Raw genomic sequence first — 24,665 nt, 5'->3', positions numbered from 1 at the left:
ATGTATGACCCAACCATTCCTCGAGGATTGACGGGCAGCACCGGATATATAATCTCAGCCGATTCTTCAATGGATATTTTCATTCCAGCCGGCCGGACAGTTAAAAGAACATAGGGATTGGGTTTAAATCTTCTTCCTGCAGCGGCTCTTTCAGCCAGCCCATCCTGACCGGCACGTCGTAGAGCCGGCCCGGGGCAAAGCGTGCCCAGAAGTGGCGCAGGCCCGGCACCACCACCTTGACTACCGGCATCCCCACATCGGCCCGGGTCTGATCCAGCACCAGCATCTCCATGCCCCGCGCCTCGATGATTTGCCGGCAGTAAGCAATATCCTGCAGGAAATCGCCGCTGTGCCGCTGCGGATAGTCTGTCAAGCGCCGCGGCGGCTGTGCCGGGCCGGGCGCCAGGTAAGGTTGACTGGCCAGCGTCGCCTCACGCAGCCAGGTCAGCGTCTCATGATCCTCCAGAGGCTGCTTGCCGTCTTTGCCGGCGTAGACCGCTATGCCCAGCATCTGGTTCATCTCCGCAAAGGCCCGCTGCAGGGCGATCCGGGCGTCGAGATGGCAGCCCAGGCCGAAGAGGATTTGCTCCTCCGCACCCTCCATTTGGCGCGATACCGCCACAAAAGCCGGTATCCCCAGGTCGCTGGTAATGTCCAGCGCCCAGGTTTCGCGCCGGTAACGGGTGCGGTAGTGCTCCGCCAGCTCCAGCAGGTAGGGTTCGCCGAAGGTCGCACCTGGTGTCTTTCTATGGCCAGCTCAATTAAACGGTCGAGTAATTCCTGGTAACCGATGCCGGTTGCCTCCCACAGCTTGGGGAACATGCTGAACCGGGTAAAGCCCGGCATGGTGTTGATTTCATTTACCAATATCTCACCGTCTGACTTGCGTATGAAAAAATCAACTCTGGCCAAACCTGCGCAATCAAGCACCTTAAAAACTTTTACCGCTATTTCCTGCAGCTTGATAACCATACCGGCGGGCAAATCTGCCGGGATCTCCAACCTGGTCATACCATCCAGGTATTTGGCCTCATAGTCATAGAACTCCTTCAGGGGGATGATCTCTCCCGGCAGGGAGGCGATGGGATCATCATTTCCAAGCACGCTTACCTCCACTTCTCTGGCGATAATGCCTTCCTCCACAATAATCTTGCGGTCATATTTAGCTGCGAGATCCATAGCCTTGGTTAACTCTCCCCTGTGGCGGGCTTTAGAAATACCGACGCTGGAACCAAGATTGGCCGGCTTGACAAAACAGGGATAGCCTAACTCCTTTTCCACTGTCTCGACCACAAGGGATGCGTTGTTTACCCAGTCCCGCCGCAGGCAGGACCAAAACCTGGCCTGGGGCAGGCCATGCTGAGCCAGCACTGTTTTCATCAATACCTTATCCATCCCCAAAGCTGAACCCAGCACACCCGCCCCGACATAGGGAACATTGGCCAGTTCCAGCATGCCCTGGACGGTCCCGTCCTCCCCGTAGGTACCGTGCAGGACCGGAATTACCACATCGACCGGGCTGTTATCCTGCCTTGCTTTTCCCACCGCAAGCAAGGCTACTTTTAAATCTGTCCGGTCATCTTTTGGTTTTTCCGGATCTACGCCAGCATCCACATCCATCCCTGTCAGAACCGGTTGACGTACTCCAGCCTTCAATTGCTCAGGGGTTACTCCGGACAGCCAATTCCCTTCCCTGGTAACAGCCACCGGAATTACTTCATATTTTTCCCGGTCTAAAGCAGCTATTACATTGGCTGCTGAATTTAATGAAACCTCATGCTCGCCGGACCGGCCCCCGAAAAGCACCAGCACCTGTTTTTTTTGCTTCATCTCAATCACTCCACCTAAAATTACTCCACAGATATCAGCCTGTTCCTTTTGTTGATATAATACATATTCCACCAGCAGCTTTCTATGTGTAATAAAGGCACTGCCGCTTGAGGTCAAAAACCGGCTTCTCTTATGAAAAGCCGGCCTCAATTACTACACCCGCCTGCCGTGAACGCACGGCATCTATTACTCTCTGGTTGCGGGAGCCGCGGAAGGGCAGTTCCAAATCCCGCTCCTCCTGGATAAAAGGGCCATCCACAATATAATCGGATACCAGGAGCAGCTCACGCACCGCGTTGTCCTCTTCCGCAAGGGCCAGCAGCACCTCCCAGGTATACCCGGTAAAAGTGATCAGGTCCAGGCCGAGCTTTTTAACCTCCCGACCCAGCCAGGCCAACTGCGCCGCCTGGAGAAATGGTTCGCCCCCGGAAAATGTTACCCCTTTGATTAACCTGGCAGTTTTTATTTGTTCCAACAAATCTTCTACTTTGATCAGGGCGCCGCCGGCCTGGTTCCAGGTATCCGGATTGTGGCAGCCCCTGCACCCGTGCCGGCAGCCCTGGGCGAATACAACAAACCTCAGGCCCGGCCCGTCCACCACGCTCTCTCTCTCCGTTCCAGCTATACGCATCTCCATAAAGCTTATTCCTCTTAGATCGTAAGTTTGACTTGTAAGATTCTATTATATGATTAAAATAAAACAAATTGACAGGATTAACAAGATTAGACGGGATTAACAGGATTAATAATTTAATCAATAGATTATTTACTGATTTTTTTAATCCTGTTAATCTTATTAAATCCTGTAAATCCTGTCTGATTGTTTTTTTTATTATTTATGAGCTATCCTGTCCCGTAACTCCGAAAGCTTGCTGTCGTTGAACCTGTCGGTGGTGCTGAGGTAACCGGTGATCCGGCGCACCCGCCTGATGTTGATTGAACCGCAGCGCGGGCAGAGATCTTCATTAAAAACTCCGGTCAGGCTGCAGTTGGTGCAGAAATCCACAGGGTAATTAATACCGCAGTAACCCATATCGCTGTCGTGCATATGCCTGACTATTGTTTCCACCGCGTCCGGGTTGTGCAGCGGCGGCGAAGACATTTCCACATAGCTGATGTGGCCGGCGTTGCAGTATTTATGGTACGGGCCCTCCAGGCTGATTTTAGCAAAACTGCTGATGGGGAAATCAACCGGCACATGGAAGGAGTTGGTGTAGTAATCCTTTTTGGTGACACCTGGAATAACACCGAATTCCTTGCGGTCCAGCTTGACAAAGCGGCCGGACAAACCTTCCGCCGGGGTAGCCAGCAGCGTGTAGTTGAGGTTGTACTCGTCAGAGGCCTCGTCAATTTTCCCGCGCAGGAAGGCTACTATCTCCTGGCCCAGCGCCTGGGCTTCCTCATCCTGCCCGTGGTGGCGGCCGGTCAGGGCTGTAAGCGCTTCAGCCAGGCCGATAAAACCAACAGAAAGAGTGCCGTGCTTGATCGCCTCTTCAATTGGATCATCCGGCTTAAGGCACTCCGAGTCAAGATAAAGCTTCTGTCCCATAATAAAGGGCATGTCCTTAACTTTCAGCATAGACTGCACCTGGTAGCGGTGGTAGAGCTGCCGCACGGTCAGATCCACGATTTCTGACAGCCCGCGGTAAAAAGCGTCTAAATTCCGCTCAGCCTTGATCGCCACCCTGGGCAGGTTGATGGTGGTGAAAGATAAATTGCCCCTGCGGTCGGTAACCTCCGGACCGCGCCTGTTGGCCATGACCCTGGTACGGCAGCCCATATAGCTGACCTCAGTGCCGAACTGCTTGTTGAAAGAGGAGTCCATAAAGCTGAAGGTCGGATTCAGCCGCTTGCTTGCCACTTTGATGGCCAGCTTGAACAGGTCGTAGTTCGGGTCGCCGGGGTTGTAGTTAATACCTTCTTTAACCCTGAAGATGATATTGGGGAAAATAGGGTTTTCGCCGTTGCCCAGGCCGGCCTCGTAGGCCATCAGGAGGTTTCTTACCACCCGCCTGGCCGGTTCTGATGTCTCTGAACCAACATTAATGGAGGAGAAGGGCACCTGTGCGCCAGCCCTGCTGTGCATCGAATTAAGGTTATGAATTAAAGCCTCCATGGCCTGGTAGGTTTCGAAGTCGGAGGCTTCTTCCACAAAGGGGGCGATATCCCGGTCGAAGAAAGCGTAAGACTGGCCGCCGTGCATATCGTTCTGTGAGCTCTGCAATATTATGGCCGCCTGGGCGGTGGCTGTTGTAGGCCGCTTGGGAGGGCGGATATAGCCGTGCCCGGTGTTAAATCCCTCCATCAATAACTTGTTCAAAGGTATCTGCAGGCAAGTTAATGTTTTTCCGTAGAAGTCCAGGTCGTGAATATGAAGATCGCCCCGTATATGGGCCTGGGCCATTTCTTCGGGGATCAGCCGGTTCAGGTAGTATTTTTTACTGGCGGCACTGGCGATCTGAAGCATTTTTGCCGAAGGTGAGTTGCTGATGTTGGCGTTTTCCCGGTTGGTTTCTTCCAGGATTTCTTTCACCGCGTCCATCAATTCACCCTTGGCGTCCCTCATCCGTGTCCGCCTGGCGCGGTAAAGAATGTACGCCTTAGCGGTGCGCGCGTGCCCGGCCTCAATCAGTACCTTTTCCACGATATCCTGTACATCTTCCACACCGAAAAGGTTGCCGTTATACTGCTTTTTCAGCAGCTTTAAGACCTCAATGGTCAACTCCATGGCTGTCTGGCGGTCCTCGCCGCCGACCGCCCGCGCGGCTTTGAAAATAGCGTCTGTAATCTTGGTCTCATCAAAAGCTACTTCCCGGCCGTCCCGTTTTTGTATAGCTTTAAACATTTCCCTCCGGGCCCCCTTTTGAACTGCTTCCTTTAGTGCTAAGAAGGTCTTTCAACTCTTCCATAAAACTTTCCGCATCCCGGAATTCACGGTAAACCGAGGCAAAACGCACATAAGCGACTTCATCAAGCCCGCGCAGGCGCCCCATTACTAGTTCTCCAATATACTCGCTTTTCACTTCTGTTTCCGCCGTGTTTCGCAACTCCCTTTCTATATTGTCTACGACTGCCCCGATTTTTTCAGTTGAAACAGGCCTTTTCTGGCACGCCTTAATTAAACCGAGCACCAGTTTTTCCCGGTTAAAGGTTTCTCTGCGGCCATCCTTTTTCACTACTACCAGGGGCAGGCAGTCCACCTTCTCATAGGTGGTAAATCTTTTACCACAGCCCCCGCATTCCCTGCGCCGCCTGATCGAATCACCCTCCACGGTAGGCCGGGAATCTAGCACACGGCTGTCCGATAATCCGCAAAAGGGGCATTTCATAGCTATATTCACGCTCCGTGCTTTTATTTAGCTACATAATATGGTATCAGACATAGGAGAATTATACTATATATTGATTATTATTGAAAACGGTAAACAATACCATAATAGCAAATGGGAGAGCAGTAACTCCCCCACGCTTCAAAAAGGTTGCTGTTTCTTAAATTTTTGCTAATCCGGACAATGCTCTATCAGATAGAATTCTGCAATTGGCTGCAGTTTAATAACCGCCTCTGGCCTCATGCCTCGGGTCGGTAAAAGTGTTGACCTCGACCAAAATAACATCTGCTCCTATTTTCATTATTTTATTCCACGGCACGACTATCTCTTCTTCCTTACCAAGAAAGCCAAGAAACTTACCGCTTACACCAGGCAGGATAATAGAACTGATTTTTCCCTCTTCCAGGTCGATGTCTATGTCCTTGATCAAGCCGAGCCTGCGCCCGTCCACCACATTGATAATCTCCCGCACCCGCAGGTCAGAAATTTTAACCACCATCAAGCACCTCCGGTATTGGTCGTGAGAAGTGGGCAGTGAGTCGTGAGAATCCAAGCATTTCTATGTGGTCAATACTCATTACATCTATATGTTCATAAGACTCCAATCTGAACAAAAATATTGGGATAGAATACAGAATTCAGGAGTCAGCAGACAGAAGAAATGATCTTAATTCTTTATTCTGAATTCCGGCTCCTGAATTCTGTATTCTGAAAGAAGCGGCTCTTCAGAGCCGCTTCTTGCTAAACATGCTTTTTCATGTGACTTAGCGCGGCCTTTTCCAGCCGCGAAACCTGGGCCTGGGAGATACCTATTTCATCTGCTACTTCCATCTGGGTTTTTCCCTCGTAAAAGCGCAGCGTCAGGATTAACTTTTCGCGGTCGCTGAGTTTCTTCAGGGCGTCCCTGATGGCTATCCCCTCGAGCCAGTTCTGGTCCTGATTTTTTTCGTCACTAATCTGGTCCATCACAAATATGGGATCGCCGCCGTCATGGTAAATAGGCTCAAAAAGTGAGATCGGCTCCTGGATGGCGTCCAGGGCGAAAACTATTTCCTCCCTGGGCAATTTTAACTCACCGGCTATTTCATTAATGGAAGGCTCGCGGGAGAATTTGTTGACCAGGGCGTCTCTCACCTGCAGCGCCTTATAGGCGACGTCCCGCAGTGAGCGGCTCACCCTGATCGGGTTGTTGTCCCGCAAATAACGCCGTATTTCCCCAATGATCATCGGCACGGCATATGTTGAGAATTTAACATTTTGGGACAGGTCAAAATTGTCTATAGCCTTCATTAAGCCAATGCAGCCTACCTGGAAAAGGTCGTCTACATACTCGCCCCTGTTGGTAAAACGCTGGATCACACTAAGCACCAACCGCAGGTTGCCGTTAATCAGCTTAGGCCTGGCTGTGGTGTCTCCTTTTTGCATGGACTCGAACAAAGCTCGCATCGCGCTTCCTGTCAATACCGGGAGTTTTGACGTGTTGACACCGCAAATCTCGACTTTGTTCACCAGCATGAACGGACCAGCACCCCTTCCATATATCCAATTCGTTTTTACAGTCACATTATTACCACGGCAAAATTTTATTATACATCAGCGCCTCCAACCAAAAAGCCGCCTCAAAGGGCGGCTCAGTGGATTACTCCATGCGGTGGATTTCTTTTTTCAGCCTCTTGATGATCCTTTTCTCCAGCCTGGAAATGTAGGACTGGGATATGCCCAGCAGGTCGGCGACTTCCTTTTGCGTTTTTTCGAGGCCGCTGTTCAGGCCGAAGCGCAGTTCCATGATTTTGCGCTCCCGGCCTGATAGTTTCTGGAGTGCCAGGTAAAGGAGCTTTTTGTCCACCTCATCCTCAATTAGTTTATAAATTATATCGTTTTCCGTGCCCAGTACGTCGGACAGCAGCAGCTCATTGCCGTCCCAGTCGATGTTGAGCGGTTCGTCGAATGACACCTCCGCCCTGGTTTTATTATTTCTTCTGAGGTACATCAGTATTTCATTTTCAATGCAGCGCGACGCGTAAGTTGCCAGTTTAATCTTCTTGGCCGGGTCAAAGGTATTGACAGCCTTAATCAAGCCGATCGTTCCTATCGAGACCAGGTCTTCTATGCCCACCCCGGTGTTTTCAAATTTGCGGGCGATATAGACCACCAGGCGCAGGTTCCTTTCAATGAGGATGCTTCTGACGGCGCTGTCTCCGGATTCCAGACGGTTGATCAGAAAAGACTCCTCGTCCGTTGTCAAAGGGGGGGGCAAAGCTTCGCTGCTTCCCACGTAATATACTTTGGGCCGGTAGCCCAGCCATATTAACAGGCGCAGCGCAGCTAGCCTAATCGTCCATTTGACCTGCCAGAATTTTAACCGGGCCAAGAATAATCCCCCCTAAACAGACTGTAAGGACACTTTTCAGATTTACCTCCGCCTAGACTTTTCTTAGGGTCAGGATACCGGAGCCAGCAGCTCGGAACTTAGCAGGGCATGATAACTGCCGCCTGGGTCAAGTTTCTTATGGTAGATGGCAATGACCACTTTACCCACCCGGACCTGCCTCCCCTGACTCTCAATCAGAACTTCATCCGGCCGGAATCCTACCATCAGCCCGTTGACATTGCCCAGCGACTGGAATGGGACCGCCGTAAAGCGCGAGGCATAGTTTTTATCACCAAGAGAGCCAAGAAACCCCCAGACGTCAGGCTCCCCTTCTCTTTCGAAGCAGTTCCTGGCTTCCTCCGGCAGCAGGGGTTTTAAAACTGCATATTCCGCCACAATTACCGGGCGCCTGGTCATAGGGTCCTTCAAGTGGTTTCCGGTATCTAAAAAAGCATCCACCTTGATCCACCCGCCGTCGGATTTGATTATAAGACGCATGTTGAAGAGGTTTTCAAAATAGCCACTCTTAATAAGCGCGGCTATGCCTTTTGCGGCGGCATAGAAAGCGGCAAGCCCCAAAAATATGCCAGGCCAAAAATGCTCGGCAATAATGCCGCCAAGCCCGCTGTAACTTGCCAGGCGGCCGGAATGTGAAAAAAAGATCAGGCCTAAGGTCAACCCGCCCAGGGCAAAAGAGCTTAAGTAGAAACAGCCCAGGCAGGTCAAAAACTTACAGAGACTGACCGGCGCAAAGACTGTGGCTGTGATCACTATGGAAGCAGCTGTTTTAAACCATACTGTCATCAAAAAGCTGTTGCCCGGGAAAAACAGCGCCAGAGAATAAGCCGACCCCAGCGCGGCCCCCGCGGCAAGGCGCCACCTGCCGGCCGGGGCGCGTCCAAGTTTTGCGGCTGACCACAGAATAGCATAGTTCATCACCAGGTTGCCCAGAAAGACCTGGTCCAGGTAAACCGTGTAAGCCGCCATAAGGCCAGACTCCCATTACCCATACTACCATTATATTTCCTTAAATAGTCTCATATTACATACCGGCTAAATGATTACAGCCCTGGTCTTATTATACATTGCCAGGGCTGGATAATTTGTCGTGCCGTGACTTGCGGCTGTTTTATTATCCGCCAATTTAATACAAAACAATTTTATTTCCGATCTGATTCTTTTACCCAGACCTCACAACCTTCAAAAGGATTAGCGGCGCCGCTGCACAATTTACGATGCAAACGTCAACTCCTTTTAAAACCTGCCTTTTTGAAGGATTTAAGTTTGCGTAGAATAATCCAAAACTTAAAAATTTGGAGAATGGTTTTTTGTTCCTTACCGGTTTGAATATATATTAAAGACACTCCGGAACGCCGGGGCAATATAACTAGAGAAAATGTATGGCTATCCAGGGTTTCTATTTTCGCCATTTTTCTAAACAAAATGTTTTTATTTTTATAGGTGAATAATGTTTATAAATACTTTTGAATTTGGATTATTAATTATTTTGAGTATTATTAAGCCAGTCCCCATAGATAAACTATCATTAAGGATATGGAAATATGATACAACTCTTGAGTTCGAAATTAAAAAAAATTATCTATCGAAGTCCTAGATCTGATGAATATTTATATAAGATACAGGAATTAGAAAAACAAATTAAAGAAATTAAATTGCAAATAACTGATGCGCAGGTATTAAAAATTGAAAAAGTCATTGTTGAAAAAATAGTCTGTGAAAAAATTGAAACCAATTATAAAATAGATTCTATTACAACAGAAAATCTCTCCGGGACAATGAACGTTGGGACCATATATCCCAATTATGAAACAAAATATGCGTTCAATAAGGACGAAAAACCTTTGGATCAGTCAGAACCTGGAAAACCAAAAGTCAACTTGATATATGAGTAAAAGATAAGTTTTGGCCGATAGCACCTATTTAAACTTCTGGCAATATATTATATGACAAATCCATTGAAATTGAGGTGACAATATGTGGATGACTTAAAAAAAATATTATCTCAGGCAACCTTGTTACAAAAGCAGTTATTAAATTCCTCCGAAAGAAATCAAATGAGAAAATTTACCTTAAGACAACTAGCAGAAATAGCAGAGACTTTGATGGATTCCTCACCTAATATGGAAATCCATTCATACAAAGATGAGGTGATTGTATCAGGAGTAGTTCCTAATATCCTCAATCCTCAGGATATTTCTGTTGAGCTTGATAATGGTATAATTTTAAGAATTGAATGTATTTGGCATAAAAGTGACGAAACCGGAAACTTGGAATCAAAACCTTGTGAATTCAAGAAAAAGATAGAGCTTCCTTATTCAGTCATTCCTGAGACATTATCAGTCACATACCAAAAAGGAATACTTAGCATATCGGCTAAAAGGACCGATGGAACAAATACCTGGGCAGCCAAAGCACAGTTTTTGGATTAAGGTGATATTAATGGCTCAAATAGTAATTGGCAGTTTAAAGATAAACTGCATTCATTCGGGCGCGGTTTTAAATATCGGAGATATTATTTTCAGCCTGCCTTCGAATAAAATTGAATTAACGGCAGGAAGCAATTCTTTTTGCTCTGGGGACGGCATCACTTCACTTGTTCAAAAAGAGCAGCAAAGTCCTGCCGGAGAGAAGAAATATTTACCTGCAAATCCTTCGGGATGACAGGATAATACTGGAAAATCGGTTCTTTCCTTGTTATTAGTTTTTATATATGTTTTAACAGATTATTTTGTTACCGCTCCTTCATTTTACCCAAAACAACCATCGTTCCTTCCTTCTTTACGGCAGCCATTTTTCGCCAGGCGTTTGTAGATATTTTTTGATTAGTCGCATAGTCTATAGAAGAAAGGTTTGTTAAGTAATCTTTAAAAATATTTTTAACTCAAAAGGAATTGATTACCGTGCCTGTAATTATTGGACCTGTTATAGTAGAAAACCAAACTGGAGGAAAATTTAATTTTGGCGTCATTTTTTTTACAACTGACAAAAACAATATGCACCTTGAGGGCAGATGTAGTTCATATAACCAGGGTAGCTTTAATAACCAGTCCTCTCTTTCAAATTACCCTTCCATACTAATTAGTGGAATTTCCACTGATATAGTAGATTCAGAATTATTGGAAAAAATCATTTAATTGCTTGGTGTCAAAGCCGGTGGGTCAGAGTCCAAAGAGACAAGGCGATTTTTAAACTAATGGGAGCGCAATTAGTGCTCTCCCGGCAGGGAAGCGAGGTAGTTGAACAATGCCTTTAGTCATAGGGCCTGTAAGGGTTGCTATGCAAACCGGCGCAAAATTTAATTTTGGCAGCGCATTTATAGTTGTTAATAAAAACAACTTGCATAATGAGGCAGAAGTTAATTCTTTTAACCAGGGAAGTAAGAATTTTCAAAATTCGTTTTCCAACGCCCCGGATTTGGAATTCAGGAAGGTACGTACCGACATTATCAATAACAGCAATTTTAATAATTTCTTGCGGAAAGCTGGCTATAAAACAGATTGAGGTGTTTTTTTTGGCTTTAATTATAGGCGGCCTCAACATTGAGCTTCAATCGGGCGGCATATTTAACTACGGCGAAATAGCAATCAATTGCGCCAGGAGCAACATTCACCAGGAAGCGGACGCCAATTCCTTTTGCGTGGGAGACGGCAGCTTTTTCTACGGTACAACCGACCAGCCCAGCGTCTCAGTAAACGGTGTCATCACCGATATTATTGACGGTGACGCCGCAAAGACGGTAAAAGAATTTGCCGGCTTTTAACCATTTTGAATGAATTGTCGGGGATAGGGTTTTGTCTATCCCCTTTTAAACAGGAGGCGCAAAAATGGACGAGACTGCTACAAAAGGCATGGATATCATAATGAAATGTTATATCCACCACGACCCCCGTATACTTCTTGACAAGCTTATGAAGAACGAAGAAATGTTGGTATCCTTATACTACGAACTGGCCAATGACCCTCCGCCCGAACACTTAAAAAAAACAATCGCGCACATGTCGCAACATCACAAAGCTGTTTTAGAAAAAATAAAAATGCTCGTCCATCACTTCCCACCGGTATAAATACGCTGGGCTTGAACGACTCCGTTAAGGAGATATCATAACACATTCACCATCTGGCTCGAAGGGTAAAAAGGGTTAGGAACATAGCGTCGTGTCAGTGCCGCCTGTTATAAGCCCATGCATAAATGGAGGTTTACGGCATGAATTTTCAAAATAAAGATTGGCTTAAATTCGCCCTTGAACTCTACGAAAAAACCAAGGATATGGGCTTTACCAACTATTGGGACAAAGGTGGCCTGGAGTCACTGATAGATGTAGCCAATAAATTTACTTCCACCGGCATCGGCCACACACAACCCGATAAAGGGGAAAAAATTCAACAGGAAGCCAGTTTTACGGACCAAGAAAAAATAGAGAATGAGGTCTTTTGGCAGCAGGAGACCGGGCCCGTACATAGTGGAACGTTCGTGTCAGGAGCAACAAAGAGTGGCTATAACGTACCTGTCTCAGTACATGAAACAAACAATGAAATAAGTATTCATGTTATTATTCCCGGTATTGCCTCCAGGGACGACCTGAATCTCCTTCTTTCCCATGAAGCGCTGGAATTATCCGGCGTCAGGACTGCCGTTGGATTTTCGGGAGGTGATAAAAGGATTGAAAATTTTTATAAAAAAGTACGATTACCAGCGCTGGTAGACCCTTCAGGAGCTACCGCCACTTACCGTAACGGGTTCTTGTATATTCGCGTCCCCAAGAAGAGCCTTCTTTCCCCCTTGAAAATGGAAGTCAAGTTTGAGTAAACAGCATCAAACGCTGCTTACTGATCATGGCTCTTTTTTTATATTGTTCAGGCTTTTACCTTTCTACATAAATTAGAGGTTCTTTAGATTCTATGATCTCCCCAATCTTTGCCCCGGCTACCCCCGCCGCCATCAAAGCTTCAATTACATCCCCGGCTTTTTCTCCGGGAACTGCTATCAGCAGGCCGCCGGAAGTCTGCGGGTCAGCCAGGATCAGTTTATCGAGATCATCCAGCCCACTGCCCCAGCGCAGCCACTGTTCCAGGTACTCCAGGTTGCGGTAAGCGCCGGCCGGCACCATGCCAATCTCAGCCAGGGGACGGGCCTGTTCAAGCAAGGGGACTTGATCAAGATAAATACGGCCGCCTGCTCCGCTCGCCGCCACCATCTCATAAAGATGGCCCAGCAGTCCAAAGCCTGTGATATCAGTGCAGGCCCGCACCCCTACTTCCGACATAACCCTGGCCGCCCTGTCGTTAAGAGTCGTCATCAGTTCCACGGCCGCCCGGCAGGCCGAGTCATCCGCGAGCTTGCCTTTGACTGCCGTGTTAATAATGCCGATTCCCAGCGGCTTGGTCAAAACCAATATGTCATCTGGCCGTGCCCCGGCGTTGGTGATAACCCGGTCGGGGTGGACAAGGCCTGTTACCGCGAGCCCGTACTTCGGCTCGTTGTCCTCGATGGTGTGGCCGCCGGCCACAATCGCACCCGCTTCCCTGACCTTATCCGCGCCGCCTTTCAGAATTTGGACCAGAATCTCCATGGGCAGCAGTTTGACCGGGAAACCAATGATGTTAAGGACCAGTAGGGGTTTTGCCCCCATGGCATAAATATCACTCAAGGCATTAGCCGCGGTAATCTGGCCAAATGTATAAGGGTCGTCAACCACGGGGGTAAAATAATCCACTGTCTGCACTATGGCTGTTTCTTCATTCAGGCGGTAAACAGCCGCGTCATCAGAGGTGGAGGAACCAACCAGCAGGTTAGGGTCCTCTATAGAGCTTAAATGGCACAGTACCTGTGCCAGGTCCTTGGGACCGATTTTCGCCGCTCAGCCGGCGGAACTGGCCATCTCGGTAAGATTATAGCCGGATATCTGGGGAAGGTGACAGTTTTTTTCCCGCTGCATGCTCTTCCGCCTCCCTTATTTATGAATGTAAATAATCCTAGCTTTGGTGAGGAGCACTTATTTTATACAAAAAACCCCCTGCGACGGGGGGTGTATTTTTAGCGTCGTCTTAAAAAGGCCGGAATATCCAGATCATCATGGTTGGCAAAGGGCTTTATCTCCAAATCAGATTTCTGGCGCTCTTTTTTAAAAGCTCTCTGTTCAAAACCTGTTGCTATAACAGTGACTCTTACCTCTTCTTCCATTTGTTCGTCAATAACCGCCCCAAAGATGATATTCGCTTCGGGATCGGCAGCCTGGAAGATAATTTCCGCCGCTTCGTTCACTTCAAACAACCCCAGGGAAGTTCCACCGGTTATATTTAACAGAACTCCTCTGGCTCCTTCAATGGATGTTTCCAGCAACGGGCTGGAAATGGCCCCACGGGCCGCTTCAGTCGCCCTGTTGTCACCTTTGGCGCTGCCGATGCCCATTAAAGCCGAACCTGTATCCTTCATGATCGTTTTAACATCGGCAAAGTCCAGGTTAATCAGGCCCGGCACGGCAATCAGGTCGGAGATGCCCTGCACCCCCTGGCGCAGCACATCATCGGCAATGCGGAAAGCTTCAACAATAGAGGTGTGTTTTTCAATTACCTGCAGGAGCCGGTCATTGGGAATTGTGATTAGTGTATCCACCCTCGATTTAAGATTCTCAATACCGGACTCTGCCTGTGTGGCTCTTTTACGTCCTTCAAAGGTAAAAGGCCTGGTTACCACTCCCACAGTCAGGGCGCCCAGCTCTTTGGCTACTTCCGCAACGATGGGCGCTGCGCCTGTACCAGTGCCGCCGCCCATGCCGGCTGTGACAAAGACCATGTCTGAGCCTTTCAGCGCATGTAAAATTTCGTCTCGGTTTTCTTCGGCAGCCTTTTCACCGATCTCGGGGTTTCCTCCCGAGCCCAGCCCTTTAGTTAGCTTGGTGCCGATTTGGATCTTGTGATTGGCCTGCGCCAGATAAAGCGCCTGGGCGTCGGTGTTTACCGCGATAAACTCCACCCCTTTAAGACCTGCGTTGATCATCCGGTTTACCGCGTTGTTGCCGCCTCCCCCGACCCCTATTACCTTAATATTGGCAAACTGGTCAAGGTCGAGATCAAAATCTAGCATGTTTTTGTCCCCCTCTGTTGTTACTATGGAAACCAACCTTATTATGGACGCCGCAAAGCCATTGGCCTGCTTAGTGTTTTTTTGACTGACCTGCCTTATAATCATTCAACTGAACATGGAACCAATCTAATATCTTCGCAGCCGATTCTTTCAGGCCGCCCTTTGAGAAATTCTTTCCGGGAGGATCGGCATGCCTGTAAGCGCACCGCAGCAAACCCAAGGCGCCGGCATAGGCAGGTCCCGCTGCAACATCCTGTGGCGCCGTTCTGGTTTTAACAGGCTGCTGCAGCTTGTCTTCAGCCAGCTTCGCCAGGCCGGCCAGGCTCGCAACTCCTCCAGAAAAAATCACACCACCTGGCAGCGTACCGGGATAATCAAATTCCCTAATTGACGCACTAATTAAATCTATAATTTCTTCAGCCCGTGCTTTTATGATCGATCTGGCCAGTTGATCCCTTTCCCCTGTAACCGGACCTGCCTGTTCAACCGTCAAATCGCGATTGTCCGACCGCTCCGCATCTTCTCCCAAACAACCAGCCTGTAATATTTCCTGTGCCTGACCCAGGGTCGTGCGCAGGCCTATGGCCAGATCACTTGTGAGATGCTCTCCGCCAAGGGGGAAAACAGCGGTTTCCCTGAGCAAACACCTGTCAAAAACACTTACAGAGGTTAATCCGGCGCCGATATCTGCCAGGACAGCGCCAAACTCTCTTTCGGAGGGAAGCAGCAAGGCCTCAGCCGCCGCCAGCGGCCCGTATATGATTCCCTTGGACTCCAGGCCAGCCAGACGAACGCTCCGGGTCAGCTGTTCCAGGTCCCGGGATCTGGCTGTAATCGCCCGGGCCTCTCGCCCAAATCCGATTAATCCGGTGCGTGGCGGTATTATCTGCAAAAGTTCTTCATCATGGGGTATCCCAGTGACTGCCGGTATATCATGAACAGCGTTTGGATAAACTTTCGCACTGCCGGCTGGCATATCGACGGCGGGGTTTTCTAAACAACAACCTCTTACTTTTACGCCGGCTCCGTTAAAACTCAAATATACATAATCTATCTTCAGGCCAGCCATTTTTTCAGCTTTTTCCAACGCCTGCCTGACAGACCTGGCTGCTGATTCCGTATCTGTGACTATCCCCTTTTGCACACCTATACTGGGACTCTCTCCCAACCCCAATAATTCTAAAGATGCATTTTTTACAGCAGCTATGGCAACAGCCGTTTTTGAAGTGCCTAGATCAAGGCCGGCCAGTACAACAGGGTTTCCTTTGGCCAACCAGGGCACCTCCCGTGCTAAACTTTTCTTGTTTTGTTAGGATTCAACACCAAAGGCTATTTCCCTTTTTGTTATATTATTTTTTTAGAAGGTGCCGGCGCAGTATGGCCAGGTTTTGGAAAATCCTCACGCCGAACGCGACTACCGCCGCCAGGTAAAGATCCATACCCAGCCTTTCCCCGATGAAGGCCAAGCCCGCCGCCAGGAGCGCGTTGCTAAAAAAACCTGAAATGAAAATGGTGTTGTCAAAGTGATCCTCCACGGCGGCGCGGATCCCCCCCAGCACCGAGTCTAAAGCGGCCAGTGCCGCTACTGAAAGGTACTGGGCGTATGCCTGAGGAAGTATTATCGGCACTTTGAGACCGATAACCACCCCAACCGCAAGGCCTAATATTCCCAACCAGACTCCTAACCACATATCCCAAAATCACCCTCTTTGAGCAGCTTTAGCATAATCAAATTTTAAAGAACCGTTATAAGCCGGGACTTCTATCTTCTCCCTTTGCTGGACAGCAACAGTGATACCATTGGCGCTGAGATACTCGACAAATCCTCCTTTTATCTCCAGGCTGCTCTTCAGAGTACCAGGGTTGCCTATGGCTAAAATATGATAAGGTGGTGAAAGCCTGACCAGGTTTACATTGATATGGTTGCCGGCCAGGCGGATTTCACTGGTTGCGAGAATTCGCTGCCCATTGATGGACATAGCTTCCGCGCCCGCGCCCCGCAGATCGTTAATCACTTTCAAGATATCTTCATCCCTGATTGAATAAAAACTGGCGCCGCCGTTCTTATCCGGCGGGTTCTCCATGATCACTTCCACACCGGGGCCGCTTAAAGGGGTCAGGCCGGCGTACATGCGGATCTTGGAGAGCTCACTCTCAAGAACTTCACTGGCCTGGGAGCGTCCTTTTTTGGCTTCTTCGATTTTGGCTGCAAGATCGGCCGCCTCCTGCTCAAGGTGAGCATTATCCAGCTCCACCTGTTTTTTTTCGATGGTGAGTTCCTGGAACCTGTCCACAGGCACTCCCCCGGCAATACTGCTGGTTGTGCGAAACTGGAACGCTATCAGGAGGCCGAATACCAGTGACACTGCGGCAATAGAAAAATATATCGGCTTCTTCAAACCTTATTCCCCCCTAACCGGCGGCTTTGGCATAATCAAAACTTATACCTCCACTGTATGGCGGAACGGTAACCTGAGGGATTTTCTTAACCCCTACCTGGATCCCCCAGAACTGGAGTGTTTCCGCCACCCCGCCTTTCATTTTTATTGATCCTTCCAGGGTATCTGGATTGCCTATGGCAGTTATCACATAAGGGGGAGCCAGCCTTTTGTTTTTATTCAACACGATCGTCGGCCCGGTACAGCGTATTTCAGTGCTGGCCAGAAGCCTTTGACCGTTTATGGAAATAGCTTCCGCGCCGGCTGCCCTGATCTCATTCAGCACCCGCAGCACATCTTCATCGTGCAGCACATAAAGATTGGGGTTCTCGCCCGGCTTAAGGGTGATATTGCTGTCATTCAGGGTTACCTCCACCCCGGGACCGCTTAACTCTGTCACACCGGCAAGAATCCGGGCCATCTCCAGTTCTTCTTTTAGCTCTGTATCCCTCGGACCGGCCGGCAGCTGGTCCAAAGTCGCACGCAGCTCACTGACACTGGCCTGAAGATAGTCACGCTCTTTTTTCAACTGGCTCACCTCAGCTGACATCCGCTGCGCTCTTTGTACCGGTTCTGTTTTGTTTATCTCCCTGGTCACCCTGAATTGAAAGGCCAGCATAATACCCAGGACCAGGCCCACCAAAGCAAGCGCCCACTGGAATCCTTTCACTAAAAACCACCGCCGTTTAATTGTTTTTATACTGTACCACCGGCTGACCCGCACAGGTCAGGTCAATATAGCTGACTTTTGCTCCCTGTTTGCGCAGTTCCAGCAGAAGCTGGGACAAAATAGCTCCCTTTTCCTGTACATCCACAGGCAGGCCAAAACGGCACTGAATTCCTTCCATGGTATAAATTTTGATCAGGCCCTCTTCATCAACATGCACTTCTGAAAGATTAGCCACTGTACTGTCGGGCAGTTCCTTGATTACTGTCAGAGCACTACCCAGCTTTTCCGATTTAACCGGTTGCCCGAGTCCGGCAATCTCAGCCTGTACACCGGTTATAACAGGCAGGCCCGGTGTCCCGGCGCCCGCTTTTATTAAATAAACACCTTCCTCATCAACCTCAATAAACCCTTCAACAGTAGGTAAAAGTCCAAGCGGCACGCGCTCTTTAACGGTGATCACCACAGTGGAAGGCAGGGACCTGGTAATCTGCGCCTCTTTCAGCATCGGGATCAGCTTCAGGTTAGCGTCGGCGGCTGCCAGGTCCAGCTTAAAAATATTCACACCAACGCCTATATCCGCCACAGAGCGGATTCTTTCCTCATTTAGAAAATGGTTGCCCCGCACCACTACCCTTTTTACTTCGAAAAAAGGTGAGCGCAGCAGGACGTACGCGGCTACAAGCACCAGCAGCACAAAAAAAATGCTCTGGAATAGATTCTGATTTTTAAGCCGCCTGCGCCTCTGACCCGAACCCCCCAAAACATTCACTCCGATACGGCCTTAATTAGTTTATCCCATAAGTTATTATACTTACCGTGCCTGACTTGTCCATATAAAAACTAAAAAAGAAAAAAAAGAAAAACCCCAGTCCTTTGGTTGTCCTCAAAAAGTTTTAGGCGATGTATCCTGCTCGCCATGTAACCATTTAATTCCTTAACGCATAGGATAAGGTAGCCCTTAAACAGAAATCAAAAAGGAGGAATAAAAATGGCATTTGGTGGTGCTGGAGCTGCCGCCGGAGCTGCCGCCGGAGCTGGAGCCGGTGTTGGCATTGGTGGGGGAAGCTGGGCTTTCATCCTCTTCCTGATCCTGATCCTGTTGATCCTGGGCTTGGGCCTCTGCTTTATCTAAAAAAAATTTATTGGTAAAGGAGGAATAAAAATGGCGTTTGGAGCTGGTGCTGGAGCTGCCGCCGGAGCTGGAGCCGGTGTTGGCGTTGGTGGGGGAAGCTGGGCTTTCATCCTCTTCCTGATCCTGATCCTGCTGATTTTAGGACTTGGCCTGTTCTTTATCTAAAATTGTAAATATATAAAAGAAAGGAGGAACAAATATGGCATTTGGAGCTGGTGCTGGAGCCGCTGCCGGAGCTGGAGCCGGTGTTGGCGTGGGCTGGGGCAGCTGGGTTTTCATCCTCTTTTTAATCCTGATCCTGCTGATCCTGGGGATAGGTTTCATCTTTATCTAAACTTTTAAGATGAACCGCTTCACCGCCTCCCCAGGTCCGAGGTCCTTCCGGTAACTTATGGCTGGTGTACCGGGGGATACATTGAAACCATTCTAAGGCAGAAAACCGCGCAAGCGGTTTCCTGTTTTTTAAAACGTATATTTATTTGCATTAAAGCAGGAAAAGGGATAATCCTACTCTAAATTCATGTAGGCCACGGTCCCGAAGGGAGGACTCTATTATGTTTACCCTTAAAGAACTATTCTTTAAAACCCAATGGGTGCGGAAGTATTAAGGGAGTTCACAGAAAAAAAGAAAACCGGCCTGTTGTGGAGGACAGCAGGCCGGTATTGGAGTGATATAGATATATTTGCATGCGCGGTTTCGACAAACAAGTAGAAGAGAGAATAAGAAGGGGAAAATAATGTAAGATAGCCTTGTAAGTATTGGGAAAAGTGATTAAAGGAGATTAACAGCAAATGGCAGGTAGTAGGAGTGTGATGGTATGTTTTATAACTTTAATTGTGGACTCTGATAATCCTCGCCCCAAGGGCGTTATATTTTAATTCCAGCCGCTCGTAGCCGCGGTCTATATGGTTTATATTTTCTAAAATCGACCCGTTTTCAGCCGCTAGTGCAGCCAGTACCAGGGACGCGCCGGCCCTTAAATCACTTGCTTCGATATAAGCGCCGCTCAGCTTTTCAACTCCCTTGATGATAGCTGACTGGCCCTCCACTTTTATGTCCGCACCCATGCGCCGCAGTTCTCCGACATGTTTGAACCGGTTCTCAAACACCGTCTCGGTAATAACACTTGTTCCCTCGGCCAGGCTCAGGAGAGCCATCATCTGAGGCTGCATATCGGTTGGAAAACCAGGATACGGCATTGTTTTTATATCTACGGCCCTGATCCGCCCGGAACCCAGCACTCTGACGTAATCATCCCCCACGGCTATCTCGACTCCGGCCTCACGCATTTTTGCCAGCAGCGGTTCCATATGTTCGGGAATAACGTTGGCCACTGTGACATCACCGCCGGTTATGGCGGCCGCTACCAGGTGTGTGCCCGCCTCAATCCGGTCGGGAATAACGCTGTGGACCACAGGTTTCAGCTCACTGCCGCGCACACCCTCGATTTTGATGGTGTCGGTACCGGCGCCTTTAATTTTGCACCCCGCTTTATTGAGAAAGTTCTGTAGATCCACCATTTCCGGCTCCTTGGCCGCGTTGCGGATTGTTGTCACTCCTTCAGCCAGTGCCGCCGCCATCATTAAATTTTCTGTGGCGCCCACACTGGGCAGGTCGAGGTGTATGTCCGCGCCTGATAGTTTTTTCGCCTCTGCGGATATATACCCGTATTTTTCCTGAATGTTTGCCCCCATCGCCTGCAATCCTTTAAAATGCAGGTTCATTGGACGGCTGCCGATCTGGCAGCCACCAGGATATGATATTTTAACTTTGCCAAACCTGCCCAACAGGGCGCCTAAAACCAGGTTGGAAGCGCGCATACGGCGCATTAGTTCTTCGGAAATTTCTACTGATTGAATATTGGAACTGTCAACTAAAATTGTATTGCCCTCACATACTACCCTGGCGCCAAGATAGCTCAGCACATCTTCCATTACCGAAACGTCTCTCAGCCTCGGCGCTCCATGAATCAAATTCTCCCCGGAGTTTAAAATACAGGCTGCCAGTATGGGCAGTGTGGCATTCTTGGAGCCGCTGGCGCTTATTGTCCCTTTTAGGCGGTTGCCACCCACAATTAAAAACTTATACATGCTGTCACCTCCGCCTATATGTCACCGATAATCTTTACCTCCAGTTTTAGTTCCACGCCGCAATCGCCAAGCACCGTTTCCCTGATTTTGCCGATCAGCGCCAGCACATCCCGGGCCGTGGCCGCGCCAAGGTTAACGATGAAATTGGCATGCAGCTCGGATACTTGAGCGTCACCTACCCGCAGACCTTTTAGGCCCGCCGCTTCAATCAGGCGGCCGGCGGAATCTCCCGGCGGGTTCTTGAAAATACTGCCGGCGCTGGGATAGTGCAAAGGCTGGGTTGCCTTTCTTCTTTTAAGAAACTGCTCCATCTCTTTTTGAATTTCGCTTTTGTCCCGCCGGCCGCAGGCAAAAGCAGCTTCTATAACTATGGCAGGTTCTTGCTGCAGGACGCTGGTGCGGTAGCCGAAACCCATCTCCTCTCTGGACTTATGGAAAAACTCTCCCTCCAGACTAAGCAAACTGACTTCCCGTACCAGATCGCCGATAGAAGAGCCGTTGGCTCCGGCATTCATCGCCAGTGCCCCACCTACGACACCGGGAATACCAGCGGTAAATTCAAAGCCCCCCAGGCCGGCTCGCCGTGCCGCGGCGGCTATTCTGGACAGTTTGGCGCCGGCTTCCGCCACTATGCCATCCGGTCCTGTCACAATTTTGTCGATGCCCCTGCCAAGCTTTACTACAATTCCTTTTATCCCTTGATCCGCAACCAATATATTTGTGCCGGCGCCAATCACGGTCAGAGGCAACTCACGCGTATGCGCGTATGTTACCACAGCTTTTAAATCTTCACGTCCGGATGGTTCCACGAATATTTCTGAAGGCCCGCCGATGCGCCAACTTGTATGTTTTTTCATCAACTCGCCGGCCTTCACCTTTCCGGGCATCATTGCCAGCAGTTCTTGGTAAAAGGCCGACTCAATCAATGTTTTGACGCTCCTTTAGCCGGTCTACCAACTCAACACCAGCGTTCCAGATATCACCGGCTCCCATGGTCAAAATCATATCACCGGGCCGGGCTGTACGGGCAAGATATTCCACAATCTCTCCCCTGGTCGGCAGGTAAATAGGCGTACGGCCATCATGTCTTTCAATAGCTGAGATTATGGTCTGGGCGGAAACCCCTTCGATCGGACGCTCGCCGGCGCTGTAAATTTCGCTGATAATTACCACATCCGCGTCTTTGAAAGCTTCCCCGAAGCGCTCACCGAGTATGGAAGTCCTGGTATAGCGGTGGGGCTGGAAAACACCCACTACTCTTCCTGATTTGACTTGAGCGGCTGCCTTTAGTGTGGCTTTGATTTCCGTTGGGTGGTGGGCGTAATCGTCAATAACCCTGATGCCGTTAACCTCACCTGTCAGTTGAAATCTTCGCCCCGCTCCCATAAAGTTCTTCAGGGCAACCGCTATCTTTTCCATGGTCAGTCCGATAAATCTGCCTACCGCCGTAACGGCCAGCGCGTTGGCAAGGTTATGTTTGCCGGGGACGGAGAGTTCCAAAGCACCCAAATACTGGCCGTGGTAATAGACGTCACCTGAAGTAATCCCGCCGCCGAGCCTGATATTGCGCATAGTATAATCCGCCCGCGGGTTATCCAGGGCGTAAGTCTGACAGGGGCGGTCGCACCCTGCCAGCAGCTTTCTTACGCCGGGGTCGTCAAGACATACAACCGCCTGCCCGCTGTCAGGCACTTTAGCCAGGAACTCACGAAAAGCTGCCGCAATATTTTCCTCGCACTTGTAATAATCGAGGTGATCATCTTCGATGTTGGTTATAACTTCAATAAAAGGATCCAGTTTCAGAAAAGATCCGTCGCTCTCGTCAGCTTCCGCTACAATGTACTTTCCCCTCCCTAACTTGGCGTTCCCGCCTATATCTGTCAATTCACCTCCGATAACAATGGTAGGGTCAAGTTCATTTTTTTCAAGCATCAGGGCTGCCATCGAAGTAGTTGTTGTTTTTCCGTGCGCTCCGGCTATTGCTATGCCTTTTTGCCTGCGCATCAGCCAGGCCAGCATTTCACTCCGGTGGGCAATCTTCAGGCCTCTCTTTTTCGCTTCAACCAGTTCCACGTTGTCCGGCGGAATGGCCGTCGAGGCTACCACCAGATCAGCTTCGCCCAGGTTCTCTCCATTATGCCCGGTAAAGCAGTCAATCCCCAGGGCTTCCAATTTCTCAGTCGTAGCCGATGGTTTTAGATCGGAACCGGTTACCCGGTAACCCAACCCCAGCATGATCATGGCGATGCCATTCATCCCTGAGCCGCCTATTCCAATAAAATGAACATGCTGCGTACTCTGCACTGATACATATCTCCTTCCGTGCCGGAAAATAGGAAATGACTTATTTAAAAATCCTGGTAATACTGGGGATGATATCAGATTTCAGGAAATATAAGGTCTATTTTTCTGGTTTTTATGCTTTTTATCGCTCAGGCAGTACTTATGGTGCTTTATCGCTTAAATTATAGAATATACTATGCATACCTCATAAATCGTGTTACATCCGCTGTCATAAAGCCTGTCCTACTGCCTGCCAGGGCTTTGGATCAATTCGTCCACACAATTTATAATATCTGCGAGAGCCTGTTTTCTGCCTAGTTTTAAACTGGCCAGGGCCATAGCCGACAACCTGCCGCGGTCAACAAGCAAGTCAGCAACCATATCTCCCAGCATGTCCCCGTCCAGCCGGCTGTCCAGGACCACCCGAGCTGCTCCTTCCTTTTCCAGGGCCCGGGCGTTGTACTCCTGATGGTTTTCCGCGGCATAGGGATAAGGGACTAAAATCGCAGGAATGCCCAGGGTGGTAAGCTCAGCCAGCGTAGCGGCGCCGGACCTGCTGACAACCAGGTCTGCGGCTGCCAGAGCGTCCTGCATGTTATATACATAAGACATGACCCTAAAGTTCTCTGCTTTTGCCGTATCTATACCCACAGCCGCGCAATCGCTCAGGAATTCTTCATAACCGGTGGTCCCGGTTACATGCAGGATGTAGATACGAGGATCAGATGCAAAAAGTTTGATTACTCTCACCATGGCTTTATTGATTGTACGCGCCCCCCGGCTCCCCCCAAAGGAAAGCAAAACAAAACGGCCATTGCCGATGCCCAGATTGCTTAAAGCTTCCTGTTTCTCCGCCTGTAAAACTTCCGGACGTACAGGCAGGCCGGTCAGCCTTATTTTTTTTTGCCGTGGAAAATACTTTTCTGAAGCGCTGAAAGTAACCGCCACCGTCGTGGCAAAACGTGCAAGCAGGCGGTTGGTCAAGCCCGGCAGTGCGTTTTGCTCGTGGATCAAGGTGGGGATCCGGTTTAAAGCTGCCGCCAAGATCACCGGCCCGCAGACATAGCCGCCGGTGCCAATCACCACGTCAGGGCGCCAGGACCTGATCATCCCGCGCGCCTGGCACAACCCGCGGCAGGCCTGCCAGATGGTGATAAAATTGCGTAGAGTGAGTTTCCTCTGCAAACCCGTGGCCTCTATACCTTTAAAAGGAAGTCCCTCTTTGGGGATAATGTCTGCTTCCATTCCCTTTGAGGTCCCGATATACAGGATCTCAGCACCGGGGTACCTTTCTTTGAGTCCCCCGGCAATAGCCAGCGCGGGATAAATATGCCCGCCGGTACCGCCGCCCGCCACAATGAAACGCAACTGTCCCAACTCCTTGCTGTAACCACTATTCCACCGAAAAGCTAAAGT

General features: G+C 49.3%; 29 protein-coding genes and 1 pseudogene. 10 read left to right on the top strand and 20 right to left on the bottom strand.

Features of this window, described 5'->3' with window-relative positions; all coding sequences use genetic code 11:
- Positions 1 to 100 precede the first annotated feature (100 nt).
- The 9 genes and pseudogenes from Pmgp_RS02250 to Pmgp_RS02210 form a co-directional block, all read right to left on the bottom strand.
- Entirely contained in the window at positions 101 to 703 is a 603-nt protein-coding gene (locus tag Pmgp_RS02250) for a YcaO-like family protein (RefSeq protein ID WP_243119697.1), read from the bottom strand.
- Positions 704 to 744: 41 nt separating this feature from the next.
- Positions 745 to 1,830 (bottom strand): annotated as a pseudogene (locus Pmgp_RS02245) (D-alanine--D-alanine ligase); the annotation flags it as partial.
- A 130-nt stretch (positions 1,831 to 1,960) separates the two neighbouring features.
- On the bottom strand, positions 1,961 to 2,467 hold the full coding sequence (nrdG, locus tag Pmgp_RS02240; RefSeq protein WP_134212339.1) for an anaerobic ribonucleoside-triphosphate reductase activating protein: 507 nt from the start codon (positions 2,465 to 2,467) through the stop codon (positions 1,961 to 1,963).
- A gap of 195 nt (positions 2,468 to 2,662) precedes the next feature.
- On the bottom strand, positions 2,663 to 4,675 hold the full coding sequence (gene nrdD / locus Pmgp_RS02235; RefSeq protein WP_134212338.1) for an anaerobic ribonucleoside-triphosphate reductase: 2,013 nt from the start codon (positions 4,673 to 4,675) through the stop codon (positions 2,663 to 2,665).
- Complete coding sequence (gene nrdR, locus Pmgp_RS02230; RefSeq protein WP_134212337.1) at positions 4,668 to 5,159, bottom strand: transcriptional regulator NrdR; 492 nt, start codon at positions 5,157 to 5,159, stop codon at positions 4,668 to 4,670. The genes nrdD and nrdR overlap by 8 nt, the downstream gene beginning before the upstream one ends.
- 220 nt (positions 5,160 to 5,379) lie before the next feature.
- Complete coding sequence (locus Pmgp_RS02225) at positions 5,380 to 5,655, bottom strand: YlmC/YmxH family sporulation protein (protein ID WP_134212423.1); 276 nt, start codon at positions 5,653 to 5,655, stop codon at positions 5,380 to 5,382.
- 245 nt (positions 5,656 to 5,900) lie between these two features.
- Positions 5,901 to 6,674, bottom strand: a complete 774-nt coding sequence (gene sigG, locus Pmgp_RS02220) for an RNA polymerase sporulation sigma factor SigG (RefSeq protein ID WP_134212336.1) — start codon at positions 6,672 to 6,674, stop codon at positions 5,901 to 5,903.
- A 124-nt stretch (positions 6,675 to 6,798) separates the two neighbouring features.
- Entirely contained in the window at positions 6,799 to 7,530 is a 732-nt protein-coding gene (sigE, locus tag Pmgp_RS02215) for an RNA polymerase sporulation sigma factor SigE (RefSeq protein WP_134212335.1), read from the bottom strand.
- A 69-nt stretch (positions 7,531 to 7,599) separates the two neighbouring features.
- Positions 7,600 to 8,517, bottom strand: a complete 918-nt coding sequence (locus Pmgp_RS02210; RefSeq protein WP_134212334.1) for a sigma-E processing peptidase SpoIIGA — start codon at positions 8,515 to 8,517, stop codon at positions 7,600 to 7,602.
- A 575-nt stretch (positions 8,518 to 9,092) separates the two neighbouring features.
- Between Pmgp_RS02210 and Pmgp_RS02205 the strand changes: the two genes are divergently transcribed.
- The 7 genes from Pmgp_RS02205 to Pmgp_RS02180 all read left to right on the top strand — a co-directional run bounded on the left by Pmgp_RS02205 (position 9,093) and on the right by Pmgp_RS02180 (position 12,358).
- Positions 9,093 to 9,443, top strand: a complete 351-nt coding sequence (locus Pmgp_RS02205; RefSeq protein WP_134212333.1) for a hypothetical protein — start codon at positions 9,093 to 9,095, stop codon at positions 9,441 to 9,443.
- An 84-nt stretch (positions 9,444 to 9,527) separates the two neighbouring features.
- Positions 9,528 to 9,980, top strand: coding sequence for an Hsp20/alpha crystallin family protein (locus tag Pmgp_RS02200; protein ID WP_134212332.1), 453 nt, complete (start codon positions 9,528 to 9,530; stop codon positions 9,978 to 9,980).
- A gap of 10 nt (positions 9,981 to 9,990) precedes the next feature.
- The gene (locus Pmgp_RS02195) at positions 9,991 to 10,212 is read left to right on the top strand and encodes a spore germination protein (protein WP_134212331.1); all 222 of its coding nucleotides are present in this window, start codon (positions 9,991 to 9,993) and stop codon (positions 10,210 to 10,212) included.
- A gap of 239 nt (positions 10,213 to 10,451) precedes the next feature.
- On the top strand, positions 10,452 to 10,685 hold the full coding sequence (locus tag Pmgp_RS19490) for a hypothetical protein (protein ID WP_153189174.1): 234 nt from the start codon (positions 10,452 to 10,454) through the stop codon (positions 10,683 to 10,685).
- Between the two features lie 368 nt (positions 10,686 to 11,053).
- Complete coding sequence (locus Pmgp_RS02190; protein ID WP_134212330.1) at positions 11,054 to 11,311, top strand: hypothetical protein; 258 nt, start codon at positions 11,054 to 11,056, stop codon at positions 11,309 to 11,311.
- 64 nt (positions 11,312 to 11,375) lie between these two features.
- Positions 11,376 to 11,615 carry a hypothetical protein gene (locus tag Pmgp_RS02185; RefSeq protein WP_134212329.1) on the top strand — a complete coding sequence of 80 codons (240 nt, stop codon included), beginning with the start codon at positions 11,376 to 11,378 and terminating at the stop codon, positions 11,613 to 11,615.
- Positions 11,616 to 11,755: 140 nt separating this feature from the next.
- Positions 11,756 to 12,358, top strand: a complete 603-nt coding sequence (locus tag Pmgp_RS02180; RefSeq protein WP_192902741.1) for an Hsp20/alpha crystallin family protein — start codon at positions 11,756 to 11,758, stop codon at positions 12,356 to 12,358.
- 55 nt (positions 12,359 to 12,413) lie between these two features.
- On the opposite strand, the gene selD is transcribed toward Pmgp_RS02180, so the two are convergent.
- The 7 genes from selD to Pmgp_RS02145 all read right to left on the bottom strand — a co-directional run bounded on the left by selD (position 12,414) and on the right by Pmgp_RS02145 (position 18,503).
- Entirely contained in the window at positions 12,414 to 13,430 is a 1,017-nt protein-coding gene (gene selD, locus Pmgp_RS02175; protein ID WP_427910005.1) for a selenide, water dikinase SelD, read from the bottom strand.
- 155 nt (positions 13,431 to 13,585) lie between these two features.
- A complete protein-coding gene (gene ftsZ, locus Pmgp_RS02170; RefSeq protein WP_134212326.1) occupies positions 13,586 to 14,635 on the bottom strand; it encodes a cell division protein FtsZ in 1,050 nt (349 codons plus the stop codon).
- Between the two features lie 70 nt (positions 14,636 to 14,705).
- Positions 14,706 to 15,908 (bottom strand): cell division protein FtsA, encoded by a 1,203-nt coding sequence (gene ftsA, locus Pmgp_RS02165; RefSeq protein WP_192902740.1) that lies wholly within the window; start codon positions 15,906 to 15,908, stop codon positions 14,706 to 14,708.
- Positions 15,909 to 15,984: 76 nt separating this feature from the next.
- Complete coding sequence (locus Pmgp_RS02160) at positions 15,985 to 16,326, bottom strand: small basic family protein (RefSeq protein WP_134212324.1); 342 nt, start codon at positions 16,324 to 16,326, stop codon at positions 15,985 to 15,987.
- Positions 16,327 to 16,335: 9 nt separating this feature from the next.
- Positions 16,336 to 17,034, bottom strand: a complete 699-nt coding sequence (locus Pmgp_RS02155; protein WP_134212323.1) for a DUF881 domain-containing protein — start codon at positions 17,032 to 17,034, stop codon at positions 16,336 to 16,338.
- Between the two features lie 13 nt (positions 17,035 to 17,047).
- The gene (locus tag Pmgp_RS02150; protein ID WP_243119693.1) at positions 17,048 to 17,743 is read right to left on the bottom strand and encodes a DUF881 domain-containing protein; all 696 of its coding nucleotides are present in this window, start codon (positions 17,741 to 17,743) and stop codon (positions 17,048 to 17,050) included.
- Positions 17,744 to 17,759: 16 nt separating this feature from the next.
- Positions 17,760 to 18,503, bottom strand: a complete 744-nt coding sequence (locus Pmgp_RS02145) for a cell division protein FtsQ/DivIB (protein WP_134212322.1) — start codon at positions 18,501 to 18,503, stop codon at positions 17,760 to 17,762.
- Between the two features lie 228 nt (positions 18,504 to 18,731).
- Here Pmgp_RS02145 and Pmgp_RS19605 point away from each other — a divergent pair, with 228 nt between their 5' ends.
- Genes Pmgp_RS19605 through Pmgp_RS20495 form a run of 3 tightly spaced genes read left to right on the top strand, consistent with a single transcriptional unit; the run spans position 18,732 to position 19,209 of the window.
- Entirely contained in the window at positions 18,732 to 18,875 is a 144-nt protein-coding gene (locus tag Pmgp_RS19605; RefSeq protein WP_192902739.1) for a hypothetical protein, read from the top strand.
- Between the two features lie 30 nt (positions 18,876 to 18,905).
- Positions 18,906 to 19,040: a hypothetical protein gene (locus tag Pmgp_RS20500; protein ID WP_282432861.1), complete on the top strand. Its 135-nt coding sequence runs from the start codon at positions 18,906 to 18,908 to the stop codon at positions 19,038 to 19,040.
- Positions 19,041 to 19,074: 34 nt separating this feature from the next.
- Positions 19,075 to 19,209: a hypothetical protein gene (locus Pmgp_RS20495; RefSeq protein ID WP_282432860.1), complete on the top strand. Its 135-nt coding sequence runs from the start codon at positions 19,075 to 19,077 to the stop codon at positions 19,207 to 19,209.
- Positions 19,210 to 19,706: 497 nt separating this feature from the next.
- Here Pmgp_RS20495 and murA read toward each other — a convergent pair whose 3' ends face one another.
- From murA to murG, 4 genes are all read right to left on the bottom strand, one after another.
- Complete coding sequence (gene murA, locus Pmgp_RS02140; protein WP_134212321.1) at positions 19,707 to 20,966, bottom strand: UDP-N-acetylglucosamine 1-carboxyvinyltransferase; 1,260 nt, start codon at positions 20,964 to 20,966, stop codon at positions 19,707 to 19,709.
- Between the two features lie 14 nt (positions 20,967 to 20,980).
- The gene (murB, locus tag Pmgp_RS02135) at positions 20,981 to 21,892 is read right to left on the bottom strand and encodes a UDP-N-acetylmuramate dehydrogenase (protein WP_192902738.1); all 912 of its coding nucleotides are present in this window, start codon (positions 21,890 to 21,892) and stop codon (positions 20,981 to 20,983) included.
- Positions 21,885 to 23,270, bottom strand: a complete 1,386-nt coding sequence (gene murC, locus Pmgp_RS02130; RefSeq protein WP_134212320.1) for a UDP-N-acetylmuramate--L-alanine ligase — start codon at positions 23,268 to 23,270, stop codon at positions 21,885 to 21,887. The genes murB and murC overlap by 8 nt, the downstream gene beginning before the upstream one ends.
- Before the next feature lie 222 nt (positions 23,271 to 23,492).
- Positions 23,493 to 24,617 (bottom strand): undecaprenyldiphospho-muramoylpentapeptide beta-N-acetylglucosaminyltransferase, encoded by a 1,125-nt coding sequence (gene murG / locus Pmgp_RS02125; protein ID WP_134212319.1) that lies wholly within the window; start codon positions 24,615 to 24,617, stop codon positions 23,493 to 23,495.
- Between the last annotated feature and the right edge of the window lie 48 nt (positions 24,618 to 24,665).

The organism is Pelotomaculum propionicicum (genome assembly GCF_004369225.1).
Classification (GTDB): domain Bacteria; phylum Bacillota; class Desulfotomaculia; order Desulfotomaculales; family Pelotomaculaceae; genus Pelotomaculum_B; species Pelotomaculum_B propionicicum.
The sequence above is the reverse complement of the archived record's forward strand: the minus strand, read 5'-3'. Positions and strand labels throughout refer to the sequence as shown.

What these genes read in the sequence shown, in the direction of transcription:
- nrdG (WP_134212339.1), bottom strand. Translation starts at nt 2,467, where the DNA reads ATGGAGATGCGTATAGCTGGAACGGAGAGAGAGAGCGTGGTGGACGGG.
- nrdD (WP_134212338.1), bottom strand. Translation starts at nt 4,675, where the DNA reads ATGTTTAAAGCTATACAAAAACGGGACGGCCGGGAAGTAGCTTTTGAT.
- nrdR (WP_134212337.1), bottom strand. Translation starts at nt 5,159, where the DNA reads ATGAAATGCCCCTTTTGCGGATTATCGGACAGCCGTGTGCTAGATTCC.
- sigG (WP_134212336.1), bottom strand. Translation starts at nt 6,674, where the DNA reads ATGCTGGTGAACAAAGTCGAGATTTGCGGTGTCAACACGTCAAAACTC.
- Pmgp_RS02210 (WP_134212334.1), bottom strand. Translation starts at nt 8,517, where the DNA reads ATGGCGGCTTACACGGTTTACCTGGACCAGGTCTTTCTGGGCAACCTG.
- Pmgp_RS02205 (WP_134212333.1), top strand. Translation starts at nt 9,093, where the DNA reads ATGATACAACTCTTGAGTTCGAAATTAAAAAAAATTATCTATCGAAGT.
- Pmgp_RS02195 (WP_134212331.1), top strand. Translation starts at nt 9,991, where the DNA reads ATGGCTCAAATAGTAATTGGCAGTTTAAAGATAAACTGCATTCATTCG.
- Pmgp_RS02185 (WP_134212329.1), top strand. Translation starts at nt 11,376, where the DNA reads ATGGACGAGACTGCTACAAAAGGCATGGATATCATAATGAAATGTTAT.
- Pmgp_RS02180 (WP_192902741.1), top strand. Translation starts at nt 11,756, where the DNA reads ATGAATTTTCAAAATAAAGATTGGCTTAAATTCGCCCTTGAACTCTAC.
- ftsZ (WP_134212326.1), bottom strand. Translation starts at nt 14,635, where the DNA reads ATGCTAGATTTTGATCTCGACCTTGACCAGTTTGCCAATATTAAGGTA.
- Pmgp_RS02160 (WP_134212324.1), bottom strand. Translation starts at nt 16,326, where the DNA reads ATGTGGTTAGGAGTCTGGTTGGGAATATTAGGCCTTGCGGTTGGGGTG.
- Pmgp_RS19605 (WP_192902739.1), top strand. Translation starts at nt 18,732, where the DNA reads ATGGCATTTGGTGGTGCTGGAGCTGCCGCCGGAGCTGCCGCCGGAGCT.
- Pmgp_RS20500 (WP_282432861.1), top strand. Translation starts at nt 18,906, where the DNA reads ATGGCGTTTGGAGCTGGTGCTGGAGCTGCCGCCGGAGCTGGAGCCGGT.
- Pmgp_RS20495 (WP_282432860.1), top strand. Translation starts at nt 19,075, where the DNA reads ATGGCATTTGGAGCTGGTGCTGGAGCCGCTGCCGGAGCTGGAGCCGGT.
- murA (WP_134212321.1), bottom strand. Translation starts at nt 20,966, where the DNA reads ATGTATAAGTTTTTAATTGTGGGTGGCAACCGCCTAAAAGGGACAATA.